The 12,770-nt window shown below is 44.0% G+C and carries 14 protein-coding genes and 1 tRNA gene; 11 read left to right on the plus strand and 4 right to left on the minus strand.

The genetic code is table 11. The annotated features are described in order from the left end of the window. The first annotated feature begins 108 nt into the window (after nucleotides 1-108). The 3 genes from EPX21_RS05105 (at nucleotide 109) to ilvA (ending at nucleotide 4,328) form a co-directional block, all read left to right on the plus strand. The gene (locus EPX21_RS05105) at nucleotides 109-1,623 is read left to right on the plus strand and encodes an alpha-isopropylmalate synthase regulatory domain-containing protein (protein WP_134088595.1); all 1,515 of its coding nucleotides are present in this window, start codon (nucleotides 109-111) and stop codon (nucleotides 1,621-1,623) included. Nucleotides 1,624-1,946: 323 nt separating this feature from the next. After that, the gene (gene leuB, locus EPX21_RS05110) at nucleotides 1,947-3,008 is read left to right on the plus strand and encodes a 3-isopropylmalate dehydrogenase (protein ID WP_134088596.1); all 1,062 of its coding nucleotides are present in this window, start codon (nucleotides 1,947-1,949) and stop codon (nucleotides 3,006-3,008) included. An 81-nt stretch (nucleotides 3,009-3,089) separates the two neighbouring features. Beyond that, nucleotides 3,090-4,328: a threonine ammonia-lyase IlvA gene (ilvA, locus tag EPX21_RS05115; protein WP_134088597.1), complete on the plus strand. Its 1,239-nt coding sequence runs from the start codon at nucleotides 3,090-3,092 to the stop codon at nucleotides 4,326-4,328. Between the two features lie 49 nt (nucleotides 4,329-4,377). On the opposite strand, the gene EPX21_RS05120 is transcribed toward ilvA, so the two are convergent. The 3 genes from EPX21_RS05120 to EPX21_RS05130 all read right to left on the minus strand — a co-directional run bounded on the left by EPX21_RS05120 (nucleotide 4,378) and on the right by EPX21_RS05130 (nucleotide 6,563). Continuing rightward, entirely contained in the window at nucleotides 4,378-5,130 is a 753-nt protein-coding gene (locus EPX21_RS05120) for a ThuA domain-containing protein (RefSeq protein WP_134088598.1), read from the minus strand. Nucleotides 5,131-5,223: 93 nt separating this feature from the next. Continuing rightward, nucleotides 5,224-6,288, minus strand: a complete 1,065-nt coding sequence (gene aroB / locus EPX21_RS05125) for a 3-dehydroquinate synthase (protein ID WP_370450929.1) — start codon at nucleotides 6,286-6,288, stop codon at nucleotides 5,224-5,226. Between the two features lie 68 nt (nucleotides 6,289-6,356). Continuing rightward, nucleotides 6,357-6,563, minus strand: coding sequence for an RNA-binding S4 domain-containing protein (locus EPX21_RS05130; RefSeq protein WP_134088600.1), 207 nt, complete (start codon nucleotides 6,561-6,563; stop codon nucleotides 6,357-6,359). Between the two features lie 91 nt (nucleotides 6,564-6,654). On the opposite strand from EPX21_RS05130, the gene EPX21_RS05135 reads away from it, so the two are divergent. Beyond that, nucleotides 6,655-7,869: a proline dehydrogenase family protein gene (locus EPX21_RS05135; RefSeq protein ID WP_134088601.1), complete on the plus strand. Its 1,215-nt coding sequence runs from the start codon at nucleotides 6,655-6,657 to the stop codon at nucleotides 7,867-7,869. 124 nt (nucleotides 7,870-7,993) lie between these two features. Here the strand turns inward: EPX21_RS05135 and EPX21_RS05140 are convergent, their stop codons facing one another. Continuing rightward, nucleotides 7,994-8,626, minus strand: coding sequence for an HAD family phosphatase (locus tag EPX21_RS05140; RefSeq protein ID WP_134088602.1), 633 nt, complete (start codon nucleotides 8,624-8,626; stop codon nucleotides 7,994-7,996). Between the two features lie 63 nt (nucleotides 8,627-8,689). Here EPX21_RS05140 and EPX21_RS05145 point away from each other — a divergent pair. The 7 genes from EPX21_RS05145 to EPX21_RS05175 all read left to right on the plus strand — a co-directional run bounded on the left by EPX21_RS05145 (nucleotide 8,690) and on the right by EPX21_RS05175 (nucleotide 12,768). Continuing rightward, a tRNA-Ile gene (locus EPX21_RS05145) sits at nucleotides 8,690-8,763 on the plus strand. A 153-nt stretch (nucleotides 8,764-8,916) separates the two neighbouring features. After that, nucleotides 8,917-9,441, plus strand: coding sequence for a YfiT family bacillithiol transferase (locus tag EPX21_RS05150; protein ID WP_240768519.1), 525 nt, complete (start codon nucleotides 8,917-8,919; stop codon nucleotides 9,439-9,441). Nucleotides 9,442-9,865: 424 nt separating this feature from the next. Next, the gene (locus tag EPX21_RS05155; RefSeq protein ID WP_134088604.1) at nucleotides 9,866-10,609 is read left to right on the plus strand and encodes an SDR family oxidoreductase; all 744 of its coding nucleotides are present in this window, start codon (nucleotides 9,866-9,868) and stop codon (nucleotides 10,607-10,609) included. Between the two features lie 71 nt (nucleotides 10,610-10,680). Next, nucleotides 10,681-10,812: a hypothetical protein gene (locus tag EPX21_RS23405; RefSeq protein ID WP_206106001.1), complete on the plus strand. Its 132-nt coding sequence runs from the start codon at nucleotides 10,681-10,683 to the stop codon at nucleotides 10,810-10,812. Nucleotides 10,813-10,828: 16 nt separating this feature from the next. After that, nucleotides 10,829-11,131 carry a cupin domain-containing protein gene (locus EPX21_RS05165; RefSeq protein ID WP_134088605.1) on the plus strand — a complete coding sequence of 101 codons (303 nt, stop codon included), beginning with the start codon at nucleotides 10,829-10,831 and terminating at the stop codon, nucleotides 11,129-11,131. A 331-nt stretch (nucleotides 11,132-11,462) separates the two neighbouring features. Next, nucleotides 11,463-11,843, plus strand: a complete 381-nt coding sequence (locus EPX21_RS05170) for an SDR family NAD(P)-dependent oxidoreductase (protein ID WP_134088649.1) — start codon at nucleotides 11,463-11,465, stop codon at nucleotides 11,841-11,843. Nucleotides 11,844-12,027: 184 nt separating this feature from the next. Next, entirely contained in the window at nucleotides 12,028-12,768 is a 741-nt protein-coding gene (locus EPX21_RS05175) for a YoaK family protein (RefSeq protein WP_134088606.1), read from the plus strand. Nucleotides 12,769-12,770: the final 2 nt, after the last annotated feature.

Genomic DNA, 12,770 nt, shown 5'->3' on the forward strand with positions numbered 1-12,770 from the left:
AGTAGGTATTGATAGGCGTTAACAGTTGACATTTAGGTATTAGATGTAAAACCGGCACGCCTGACAGACTTTTTGAATTTTTACTTTTGAATTTTTAATTAAAAATAAATGAAAAGGAAAATAGAAATAATGGACACAACGCTGCGCGACGGCGAACAAACGTCGGGTGTGTCTTTTTCTATTTCAGAGAAACTAACCATTGCCCAACTGCTCTTGGAAGAACTGCATGTGGACCGCGTTGAAATTGCCTCTGCGCGCGTATCGGAGGGCGAGTTCGAAGCAGTGAAAGCAATAAGCAGCTGGGCGCAGGCGAGCGGACATCTCAACGCTATTGAAATATTAACCTTTGTCGACAAAGGCGTTTCTATCGACTGGATGTTGAAGGCAGGCGTGAAAGTACAGAATTTGCTGACCAAAGGCTCCTTAAACCACCTTACGCATCAGCTAAAGAAAACGCCGGAACAACATTTCTCAGAGATCGCAACAATTATTGCTTCGGCAGACAAGGAAGGGATCGAAACGAATGTTTACCTGGAGGACTGGAGTAATGGCATGAAAAATTCGCCGGAATACGTACATCAGTATCTCGCGTTCCTCTGTGAACAACCCATAAAACGAATTCTGCTTCCCGATACCTTAGGCGTGTTAACACCCGCTCAAACATTTCAATATATATCCGAATTAAAGGCAAAATATCCGGATCAACATATTGACTTCCATGCGCACAACGACTACGACCTGGGCACGGCCAATGTGCTGGAAGCGGTAAAGGCCGGAGCAAATGGCTTGCACCTAACCGTCAATGGGATGGGGGAAAGAGCAGGTAATGCGCCTATGGCCAGTGTAGTAGCCGTCATAAACGATTTTCTTCCCGATGTTGAGGTTGCTGTGAAGGAGGCCGCCATTTATAAAGTAAGTAAGTTAGTCGAAACTTTTTCGGGGGTGAGAATTCCCGCCAACAAACCGATTGTCGGCGAAAACGTGTTTACGCAAACAGCGGGCATTCATGCCGATGGCGACAATAAAAACAATCTTTATTTCAATGATCTTCTCCCCGAGCGTTTTGGCAGAAAACGCCAATATGCCCTCGGAAAGACCTCGGGCAAAGCGAACATTGAAAAGAACCTGCAAGAGCTCGGCTTAAAGCTCAACAACGAGGATCTCAAAAAGGTTACGCAGCGGGTTATCGAATTGGGCGACCGGAAAGAAACGGTTACCAAAGACGATTTGCCTTACATTATTTCTGACGTACTCGACAGCAATTTGTACGAAGAGAAAGTAAAGGTAGAATCCTACGTTTTAACACATGCCAAAGGACTACGTCCATCGGCCACCATCGCGGTATGTATGAATGGCAAGATCATGGAAGAGCATGCGCAGGGCGACGGTCAGTTCGATGCTTTTATGAAAGCTTTGGCAAAAGTGTATCAAAAGAAGAACCTCAGGCTACCCAAATTGATTGACTATAACGTCCGAATCGCTCCTGGAAGTAGCTCGGACGCTTTGTGCGAAACCGTGATTACATGGGAAGTGGGAAATCGCACCTTCGCTACCCGCGGCTTGGATTCCGATCAAACGGTTTGCGCGATTAAAGCAACACAAAAGATGTTGAATATTATTTAATGATATCAATAGTTGCCGGTTACGCGTTGTGCGTTGTGAGTACCTATATAGTTTACCAAATGCAGGCAACTGGCAACCGGCAACTCGCAACTGTTGAATTGTTATCGTCCCTACGGGAGGCAAGCTTTTTACTTTGATAGGAAAGTTTTGTAGGAGTGGTTAGTAGGTTTTGATAGGCGTTAACAGTTGGCGTTTAGGTATTAGATGTAAAACCGGCACGCCTGACAGGCTTTTTTACTTTTTAATTATTGATGTCTTGCTTATTTTAATAAGGCATCAATGAGCCCTTCGGGGTTTTGACTTTTTAATTTTTAATTAACACTATGAAATTGAATATCGCTCTTCTAGCAGGAGATGGAATCGGCCCCGAAGTTATCGATCAGGCCGTAAAGGTTGTAAACGCAGTAGCCAATAAATTTAACCATGATATTAACTGGACAGCTGCTTTAACCGGAGCTGCGGCAATAGAGGCCGTGGGAGAACCTTATCCAGAGGAAACGCACGAAGTCTGCATGGCAGCAGATGCCGTTTTATTCGGCGCCATCGGCCATCCGCGCTTTGACAACGATCCCAAAGCCACCGTGCGGCCTGAGCAAGGTTTGCTTAAAATGCGAAAAAAGCTGGGCCTATTTGCCAATGTTCGTCCGACTTTTACATTCCCGTCTTTGATCGACAACTCTCCGTTAAAGCGCGAGCGCATCGAGGGTACTGACTTAGTAATCCTGCGCGAATTGACCGGAGGAATCTATTTTGGTGAAAGAGGCCGCAAAGATAACGGCGATACTGCCTTCGATACCTGCACCTATACCCGGGAGGAGATCAAGCGCCTCGCCAAACTAGGCTTTGAAATGGCTATGGGCCGCCGTAAAAAGCTGTGCTGTGTAGATAAGGCCAACGTGTTGGAAAGCTCCCGTTTGTGGAGAGAAACCGTACAGGATATGGAAAAAGATTTTCCGGAAGTAGAAGTGAGCTACGAATTTGTGGACGCAGTAGCTATGCGCCTGGTTCAATGGCCAAGCGCTTATGACGTGATCATCACAGAAAACCTATTCGGCGATATTTTGACAGACGAGGCCTCGGTTATTTCGGGATCAATGGGCTTAATGCCCTCATCCTCTATCGGTATTCACACCTCTCTTTTTGAACCGATCCATGGATCCTATCCACAAGCGGCGGGAAAAGACATTGCCAACCCACTGGCTACGGTGCTTTCTGCAGCCATGATGTTTGAAGATGCCTTTAATTTAAAAGAGGAGGCCGCCGCCATCCGTGCAGTCGTAAATAAATCGCTCGCGGAAGGAATTGTGACAGAAGATTTAGCTGGCAAAAGCAATAAGGCCTATAAAACCAGCGAGGTTGGCGACTGGTTAGCCGCTAATATTTAACTTTGAGACCGAGAAGATATCAGCCCGTTGTCGCTTACCTGACTTCTTGCTGATATCTTCTTTTTATTTTTACCTTTCAAAATGGACTTAGCATTGAATTATAAAGCAGCGGCCGACCGTTTAAGCGGAGTAATCAACCGCACACCCTTGGTTTATCATCCCAGGTTATCAGAAAAATACGCCTGTGAGGTTTACCTTAAGCGAGAAGATCTACAAGTGGTACGGTCTTACAAACTCAGGGGAGCCTACAATATGGTGAGCTCACTCACCGATGATCAGCTCAAACGCGGCGTTGTTTGTGCCAGTGCAGGCAACCATGCGCAAGGTTTCGCGTATTCCTGCAACAAGCTAGGCGTTAAGGGAGTTGTTTTTATGCCAGAAATCACCCCTAAACAGAAAGTAAGCCAAACCGCCATGTTTGGGAACGGACAAATAGAGATTGTGCTCACCGGCGACACATTTGACGACTGCTTGCAAGAAGCTCTCTCCTATACAACCGCTAATAATATGACCTTCATTCCTCCCTTTGATGATTACCGCATCATAGAAGGACAGGGCACCGTGGGCGCAGAAATACTGGAAGATCAACCGGACGTTAATCTGGTTATCATCCCTATAGGCGGAGGTGGGATTGCCGCCGGTGTAGGAAACTATTTGAAAAGTCAAAACCGTGAAATCCAAATTTTGGGTGTCGAACCGGCAGGCGCTCCATCCATGACCGAAGCCTTGAAAGTTAATAAACCGACCACCCTCGAAGAGATCAATCGTTTCGTAGACGGGGCGGCCGTCAAACGAATTGGCCAGCTCACCTTCCCTCTCTGCAAAGAGGTACTGGAAAAAGTAGTGTTGGTTCCCGAAGGAAAAGTGTGTACCACTATTTTGAAACTATACAACGAAGACGCAATTGTTGTTGAACCCGCCGGCGCCTTGTCTGTAGCGGCCTTGGATTTTTGCAAAGAAGACATAAAAGGAAAGAAAGTGGTCTGCATCATCAGCGGAGGTAATAACGATATCGATCGAATGGCCGAGATCAAGGAGCTTTCGCTGCTATACGAAGGCCTGAAGCATTATTTCATTATTCGCTTTCCGCAACGCCCGGGCGCACTAAAACTCTTTGTAAACGACGTGCTCGGAGCACATGACGATATCACCCGATTCGAGTTTATAAAGAAAACCGAACGTGAAAGAGGCCCAGCATTGGTGGGTATCGAACTACAAAAAGCAGCAGATTACGAAGCGCTGTTAAACCGCATGCGTCAACACCGCTTCGATTTCAAAGAGGTCAATACCGATCAAACCCTATTCGAGTATTTGATATAAGGTTATTAAACCATATACCTCGCCACTGCCGGTGCTACTGTTTACTATCTTATTGCCCCATTGCATACGCAATGCCTCCCAATAGGTGCTTTCGGAAGTCTGGCTCATCATAACTTTCTTTGGTATGCCCTAGCCCTGTATAAAAGGCTCTTCCGCCGTCAAAATCATGATACCAAGCAATGGGATGATTAGCCCCGTTTTCACCACCTGTATAGCTCGACTCGTCAAGCTTCATCAATAGCTGAACCTCTGGATTTATATCCTTATAATTGTACCATTCATCCCACCGGCGCCACGAATCTGCTAAATGTTCGGTGGACGGATGGTTTTTGTCTAACACCATAATCGTTGCTTCCTGTTGCTTCGGGTGACTCAGAAACCACGCTCCCACTAATTTATTATACCAAGGCCAATCATACTCGGTATCGGCTGCTGCATGGATCCCAACAAATCCACCTCCTTGCTGTATATAATGCTCAAAAGCCGTTTGTTGTGCATCATTTAAGATATCGCCTGTTGTACTTAAAAAAACAACTGCCTTATATTTTTTCAAATTATTTTCTGTAAAAACGGAAGCATCTTCTGTATGTTCTGTAGCAAAGCCATTCTCTTTGCCAAGTTCTTCGATGGTTTCCGCCCCCTTTTCAATGGAGTCATGTCTAAACCCGGTCGTTTTCGAGAAAACGAGCACCAACGGCTCAGCATCCGAAGTATGGGATTCCGACTCCGATTTACAAAAGGAAAAACAAGTAATTGACCCCCAAACGATGAGGTAGATCAATGCGTAACGTTTCAGTTTCATAAGTGTATAGATTTATAGATCAGTTAATGTAAAGATATCCATTGAATTCTCTTGGCCGTTTTTACCATCCCTACCGGAGGCTAGTTTTCATTTTTAACTCAACAACGATCGATAATAATCCAAGCTTTCGGTTATTTGTTCGCTTGAAAGATAAATATCAAAATCACAGGTTCCAATTTCCTTCAATAAAGCGAAGCCGATCTCACTCCCCGTATTTTTCTTATCATTCAGCATATAGGAATATAAATCCTCATAAATACCTTCGCCAAAAGAATAAGCTGGAAATACCTGCATGATATAGGATACAACAGTATTTAAAGAGGCCAACGGCAATCCATTATAGCGATGAGACAAATAGGCCTCGCAAATCATTCCCACGGCAATGGCTTCGCCATGAAGTAAGGGAAAAGAATCGTTTGCTAAAGAATAACTTTCAATAGCGTGTCCAACCGTATGCCCGAAATTTAAAATTTTACGAAGCCCTTTTTCCGTCGGATCCTTCGTAACCACCTCTTTTTTTATGGCAACAGACCGATAAATATAGTCGGGGTCCACGTGCGCTGGCTCGACTGCCTGCAATTCTTCAAAATAAGCATTGCTGTAGATCAATCCATGTTTTATCATTTCAGCAAAACCGGAAACTAACTGCCTTTCATCCAGCGTAGCCAAGAAGCCACTATGAATCAGCACGGCTTTAGGTTGTGCGAAGGTGCCGATAATATTTTTCACCCCGTCCATATCGATTCCGGTCTTTCCCCCTACAGAAGCATCGACCTGTGCTAGCAAAGTGGTTGGAATCTGTATGAAATCGATCCCCCGTTTAAAAGTCGAGGCAGCAAACCCGCCGATATCCGTGATCACGCCCCCACCTAAGTTGATCAACAAGCTTTTCCGGTCTGCCCCAAAATCGAGCAACATCTTCCATATACCGATACAGAAATCGATGTTCTTGTTTTCTTCACCCGGGTCAATCTCAATCAAATCATAGTCCTTCAATTCTGACATCGCCGCAGTGAATATTGGCAGGCAATGCTCGCTTGTATTACGGTCGGTCAGAATAAAAACTTTCGTATAGGTATGCTTGGCTAAAAGCGCGCGCAGCGCATTAAATTCTTTATCAAAATATACAGAATAGGTATTACTTTTTAACTCTTTGATCATGCTCATTAGCTCTCAGCTCTCAGCTTTCAGAAATCAGCCGATATCCGATTTCCGATGGCCGATAGCTAGTCTACCACTATTTTATATTGTAAAAACTCGATTATGTCGCCTTTTCTAACTTTATATCGCTTTCTAAGCTCCGTAAGCCCATTGCACTTTACCAGCCCGTCGCTCACCACGGCCTGTGCCTCCCCGCCGTTTTCTACTACATTGACAGCTTTTAACAACTGAATAAGATGGATATATTCGCTATCAAGTTTAAAATTTATCATAAACCAAACCTACATAAAATTCTTACACCAACACAAACTAAAATGACATTTTCTCCTATTATGCAATCGATTTTTTATCTAAGTTTGCTCCATGATTTCATCATCCAAAGAACCGCCGTCTATTATCGAAACAAAGCTTACTTTCGATAATACCGAAATCGCTTTTCGCAGTAAAAGCACTGCTGAATTAAACAGAGCCTACTGGCTTTTTAAAATCATTTCCAGTAATTTTTTAACCAAAGTAGGGCCTCCCGTGACAAATTTTGCCCTAAACATTGGTTTGCCTATCAAAGGCATCATAAAGAAAACGATATTTGATCATTTTTGTGGCGGGGAAACCATAGCCGGATGTGAACAGGCCATTCAACAGCTGGCAGCCCAGCACGTCGGCACGATTCTGGACTATTCCGTTGAGGGGGAGGAAAGTGAACAGGCCTTTGATCATGTATTAGCAGAAACCCTCAGAACGATTGAGCGAGCAAAAAAGGATCAAAACATCCCTTTTTCGGTCTTTAAGGTAACGGGCTTGGGCCGTTTCGATCTATTGGCCAAGGTAAGCGCAAACGAAGCACTTACTGAAACAGAAACCGCTGAATTTAACAAAGTAAAAGACCGTGTAGACAAGATATGTCAAATTGCTAAGCAGGCGGACGTAGCAGTATTGATCGATGCGGAACATTCTTGGATACAGGGCGTCATAGACGACTTGGCGAGAGACATGATGCGTAAGTACAATACGGAAAAGGCCATCGTATATAATACCTATCAGCTTTACCGCCACGATGTATTAGCGGCATTAAAAGCAGACGTTTACTTAGCGCAGACGGATAACTTTCATATCGGAGCAAAATTGGTTCGCGGTGCTTATATGGAAATCGAAAGAGAAAGGGCCGAAAAAATGGGCTACCCCTCACCTATTCAACCCGATAAAGAGGCTTCCGACAACGATTATAACTTAGCCATTCATTTCTGTCTCGACCATATCGAGCGTGTAGGTTTTATGGCCGGCACCCACAACGAAAACAGCAGCTACCTGCTGGCAACGGAATTGGATAAAAGAGGCATAGCCAGAAATGACCGCCGCGTTTATTTCGCACAGCTTTTGGGCATGAGTGATAACCTTAGCTTCAATTTATCGGCGGCAGGATATAATGTAGCCAAATACATGCCTTATGGGCCCGTTAAAGCCGTGATGCCTTACCTCTTTAGAAGAGCGCAGGAAAACACCTCGGTTGCCGGACAAACGGGCCGTGAATTGAGCCTGCTTATAAAAGAAAAAAATCGCCGGAAAAAAGCGCGCTCCTAGGAGCAAGCAGCCTTATACCGTCGCCTTAACTGGACCCAGCTATCTCTCTGCCGGCAGGCTGGAGATAGCTGTTAATAAATCCATTAACTAGTTCCGACCGAAACAACAGGACACCTTAGCCCTTTTAAAGAAGCTTCCTTCTTTCGATCAGTTGCTCCAACGTATCTGGCGCCGTCAGCAATTCAGTCTGTATTCCGAGCTTTTTTGCAGTTGCCAAGTGCTGCGGACTGTCATCAATAAACAATGTCTTTTCCGGTATTAGCTGATGCGCATGCAGGACGTACTCAAAAATGTCAATATTCGGCTTCCTCATTCCCAATAAATGGGAATAATAGTCTTTCACAAAGAATCCACTATTGTCTTCCAAAGCAAATTCTTTTTTTAAGTAATCCATAATAAAACCATAATGAATTTCATTGTTATTACTTAGCAAAAAAGTATTGTAACGGCTTTTTATTTGCAACAGGAGGTCATGCCTGCCTGCGGGCACCCCTATGAGCAATGCGTTCCAAGCAGCGTTAATCTGTTCATCCGTCAAATCAGACTTCCCAGTAAGCGCTCTGATACCGTTCCTGAATTCGTCGGCACTTATTTTCCCCATATCAAAGTCGTCAAACAAGGCGCTCTGCGCAGTATGAGCGAACACCTTTTCTACCTCCTTGATGCCCAAATCGGTAAAAGCCTTATGCGCCCGCGCGAAGTCGATCATAAAAATCACGTTGCCGTAATCGAAGATAATATTTTCAATATTTTGCATAATTAATTTTAAAATGTGCCTACAAATATGTAAAATTGCACTCGCAAATCAGCAATGGTTGCCGCTCCTATAGCTCAGTTGGTTAGAGTAGAAGACTCATAATCTTTTGGTCCCTGGTTCGAGCCCAGGTGGGAGCACCTGAAGGGCAAATCGCTTTCAAGAGCTTTTTGCCCTTTTTTATTTGTAGCCGAGGAACGACAGATTACCCGGGAGATGACGCAATGCTGCGCCGCTTGAAGGACCAATTGAAAGAAAACAGAAAAAACCCAAATAGCCATAACATGTCGACAATGGATTTAAGATACCCCATCGGACAGTTCGAAAAGCCGAATCTTATCGGTAAACAAGAACTTTCCAGTTGGATGGAAACAATAGCGCTATTTCCGAAAGAAATTGCTCAGGAAGTTACAACGCTAACGGACGAACAATTAGATACACCCTACAGAGATGGCGGCTGGACGGTAAGACAAGTCGTCCATCATTGTGCGGACAGCCATATGAATGCTTTCATACGTTTTAAGCTGGCGCTTACAGAAACTGACCCCATTATCAAGCCTTATCATGAAGCATTATGGGCAGAATTGCCGGACAGCAAAATTCACTTGGAGCCCTCGTTAAACCTTTTAAAAGGGTTACATGAGAGGTGGAGTAAATTACTTGAAAGCCTTGACGACGAAGACCTAAAAAGGACGTACGTTCATCCTGAACAAGGGCGACCGATCCCACTGGATGAAGTTATTGGCATGTATGCATGGCATTGCAACCACCATTTGGCGCATATTATCGTGCTAAAGAAAAACAATGGTTGGGAATAGCTTTCACAAAGCTTTATGGATAAATTCCCATTTTGAGATCCCGTTCTAATCGTTCGTTCCATAATAAACCGTAATCTAATCAAAGGCAATTTTTTGTATTGGTTTTGCAAATGCACATCTGCCCACCCACAGGCCTATACATCTCGCATTCTTAATCTCCAAACTGCTATCAACAAAAATATTAAACCTGCACCTGCTGTCGCAAAAATATATTGTCGAATTTTGTATAACTTAGGGCATTGCCATAATGTACGATAACCGTGCTTAAAAAGACTAATAATGGAATCCTATAAGGAGCACATATTTATCGGTGGTTCAGGGGCTCTCGGCAAAGCGCTTACTGTTTTTCTTAAAATTGCCGGATAAAGTGACTGTAATCGGGGCTAACAATAAAGAGTAAACCTGCAATAAATTAATAGATTAGATGAAAACCATGCTGATAACAGGCGCAAGCCGGGGAATAGGTGCCGCAACAGCCCTCCTTGCCGCCCAAAATGGCTACGCAGTAGCGGTCAATTACCAAAAAAACAAAACAGCCGCCGATGGTGTAGTGAAGCAGATCCTTTCACAGGGAGGAAAAGCCTTTGCGATCCAAGCCGACGTTTCCAAAGAAAATGAGATTGTTCGCCTATTTTCTGCAGTGGATAACCACTTTGGAAGTCTCCATTGCCTGATTAATAATGCGGGAATACTGGAGCACCAAAAGAAATTCGTTGATTTAGATTATGACAGATTGCAACGGATGTTTAACACCAACGTTCTTGGTCCGTTTCTCTGCTGTAAAGAGGCCGTTAAACGCATGTCCACAAAGTTGGGTGGCGAAGGCGGGACCATTGTCAATGTTTCCTCCATTGCCTCTCGAACCGGAGCGCCTTTTGAATACACCGATTATGCAGCTACCAAAGGAGCGTTAGATACCTTGACGATCGGTTTGTCTAAAGAGGTAGCGGAAGAAGGTGTCCGCGTAAATGCCGTTCGTCCTGCATTTATTCATACCGATATCCATGCCGATGGTGGAGAACCAAACCGGATTGAGCGGATAAAAGAAAGTATTCCACTTAAACGAGGGGGATTGGCGGAAGAGGTTGCGGAAGCTATTCTCTGGCTGGCGTCAGAGAAATCATCCTATTCGACAGGTATTTTCATTGATGTGACAGGTGGTAAATAATTAAAAGATAGGCACGTAATGACAGTCGTAAACAGACAGTTGGTTCATTTTCCTACCACATCGGACAAATCGTGTATATCGCGAAAATGATAAAAAACGAGGATTGGCAAACACTCTCCATCGCTCGGAACAAGTCTGCACAATACAATGAACGAAAGTTTGAACAAGATAGAGAAAGAAGGCATTTTACCAACGATTTTTAGACTATAACAATGAGATATGATTAAGATTCAGGAAAAACAAGCAATTGAAAAGCTGGCACAATCGGGAAAGGAATTTATTTCCTTGCTTGACGTAAACAATCTATCAGTCGAAATTTACAAACCCGATCTGGTGGATAAGCAGAAGCCCCATGACCGGGATGAATTTTATGTCATCATCTCCGGCTCAGGTATTTTTGAATTGGACGGAAAAACTACACCTTTTCAAAAAGGCGACTTTCTCTTCGTTCCAGCTTTTGTAGAACATCGGTTTATCGAATTTTCAGATGACTTTACGACCTGGGTCTTTTTTATAAAATAGCGGTGCACGCCTCGCCAGTTTTTCCAAAACCAGTGTGTACCTGCACGTTGTTTTCGTCGGCATTTCTTCGACTGTTCTTCGAGTGCTCTTCGGGAAAGCTTCGGGAATGAGTCGAAGCCGACTCGAAGCGCTGTCGAAGCGGACCCGAACAAGTGTCGAAGCATTCCCGAAGAACGAACGGGTATCAGAGAAGGCCAGATGTGCTGAACAGGAAAGGGCGCTTCTTTATAGCTAAAATCTATAAAGGTGCTCACTTAGTTATTGATGATATCGTTCCTCTTTTAAAAACCAAAATCTATTAAAACACTAGAAATACTATCATGTGCCCGAAATGAATGATGGCGGCAGTATCATCAACACGTCATCGGTAGCCGGCCTGACCGGCACGGCCTCTATGAGCGCTTATATCACCAGTAAACATGTCGTGATCGGCATTACGCGTACCATCGCCTTGGAAGCAGCGCCAAAAAAGATACGGGTAAATTCGGTTCATCCTTCGCCGGTTGATAACCGGATGATGTGGTCATTGGAAGAAGGGTTCTCCCCCGGCGCCGGAGAGGATGTAAAAAAAGGCTTCGAAGCGGCAATCCCCTTGAACAGATACGCCACCAACGAAGATATCGCCAAAGGTGTACTTTTTCTCGCATCGGACGACAGTCAGTTTATAACAGGCACAAAATTGGTGATCGATGGTGGGATGACGATGACTTAGTTCCATTGAATGTTCGGCGGCTGTTAGGGTTTGTATTTAACTGTTTATGGATGACTGGTAGAAAAGGCCCTGTAGTCGTCCGGCCGCCGAATGACGTTATCTCACGCACAAAGGTGTTGCAGCTCAGTTTATATTTTTTTGCGAGATGGTAAAATTGTAGATTTGGGTCAAATGAAATCGATCCATGTTTAGGCACAAAGGAAAACGCCGCACCTATTCCCACAATATTAAATTAGCTTCCATCTTGTCCTGCGTCGCGGGCCTGGTCAACATTACAGGTGTATTAGGAATAAACACGTTAACTACCAACGTAACGGGACATTTTGCTTTTTTCTCTCAACAATTGTTTTTGAAAAATCACAGTATGTCTTTCACCTTTCTTGGCTATATACTATGCTTTTTGTTCGGTGCGTTTGTTTCCGGCTTGATTACCGAATGGGCATCAAAACAAAAATCACATATACCTTACGTCCTTCCGGTATTTATAGAAATTGTCGTTTTATTGGCGGTCGCTCTTTCTGCTTCTTCTCTATCTTATCCCAATGTAATCGCATCCGCTTTATTGTTCGCTATGGGGCTTCAAAATGCTTTGGTAACGCGTATATCACAATCGGTTGTCAGAACTACACACCTGACTGGCCTTTTTACCGATTTGGGGACGGCATTATCGCAATTATTTTTCTTTAAACAGGAGGCAGATAAAATATCCTTACGTAAAAATATCTTCTTAAAACTTACGATTATAGCCTGCTTTTTCCTAGGAGGCATCATAGGTGCCTTCGTTTATCGATATATTGGAATCAGAACCTTGTTCTTGCCGATCAGCATGCTGGTAATCGCCCTTTGGTATGACCGTCTATTGTTCCGTTACTATCATTTGAAAAGAAAATTTATCCATACAGAGAAAATGCATCATAAAAACTGATG

Source organism: Olivibacter sp. XZL3, from assembly GCF_004368405.1.
GTDB lineage: Bacteria > Bacteroidota > Bacteroidia > Sphingobacteriales > Sphingobacteriaceae > Olivibacter.

What these genes read in the sequence shown, in the direction of transcription:
- EPX21_RS05105 (WP_134088595.1), top strand. Translation starts at nt 109, where the DNA reads ATGAAAAGGAAAATAGAAATAATGGACACAACGCTGCGCGACGGCGAA.
- leuB (WP_134088596.1), top strand. Translation starts at nt 1,947, where the DNA reads ATGAAATTGAATATCGCTCTTCTAGCAGGAGATGGAATCGGCCCCGAA.
- ilvA (WP_134088597.1), top strand. Translation starts at nt 3,090, where the DNA reads ATGGACTTAGCATTGAATTATAAAGCAGCGGCCGACCGTTTAAGCGGA.
- EPX21_RS05120 (WP_134088598.1), bottom strand. Translation starts at nt 5,130, where the DNA reads ATGAAACTGAAACGTTACGCATTGATCTACCTCATCGTTTGGGGGTCA.
- EPX21_RS05130 (WP_134088600.1), bottom strand. Translation starts at nt 6,563, where the DNA reads ATGATAAATTTTAAACTTGATAGCGAATATATCCATCTTATTCAGTTG.
- EPX21_RS05135 (WP_134088601.1), top strand. Translation starts at nt 6,655, where the DNA reads ATGATTTCATCATCCAAAGAACCGCCGTCTATTATCGAAACAAAGCTT.
- EPX21_RS05140 (WP_134088602.1), bottom strand. Translation starts at nt 8,626, where the DNA reads ATGCAAAATATTGAAAATATTATCTTCGATTACGGCAACGTGATTTTT.
- EPX21_RS05150 (WP_240768519.1), top strand. Translation starts at nt 8,917, where the DNA reads ATGGATTTAAGATACCCCATCGGACAGTTCGAAAAGCCGAATCTTATC.
- EPX21_RS05155 (WP_134088604.1), top strand. Translation starts at nt 9,866, where the DNA reads ATGAAAACCATGCTGATAACAGGCGCAAGCCGGGGAATAGGTGCCGCA.
- EPX21_RS05165 (WP_134088605.1), top strand. Translation starts at nt 10,829, where the DNA reads ATGATTAAGATTCAGGAAAAACAAGCAATTGAAAAGCTGGCACAATCG.
- EPX21_RS05170 (WP_134088649.1), top strand. Translation starts at nt 11,463, where the DNA reads ATGAATGATGGCGGCAGTATCATCAACACGTCATCGGTAGCCGGCCTG.
- EPX21_RS05175 (WP_134088606.1), top strand. Translation starts at nt 12,028, where the DNA reads ATGTTTAGGCACAAAGGAAAACGCCGCACCTATTCCCACAATATTAAA.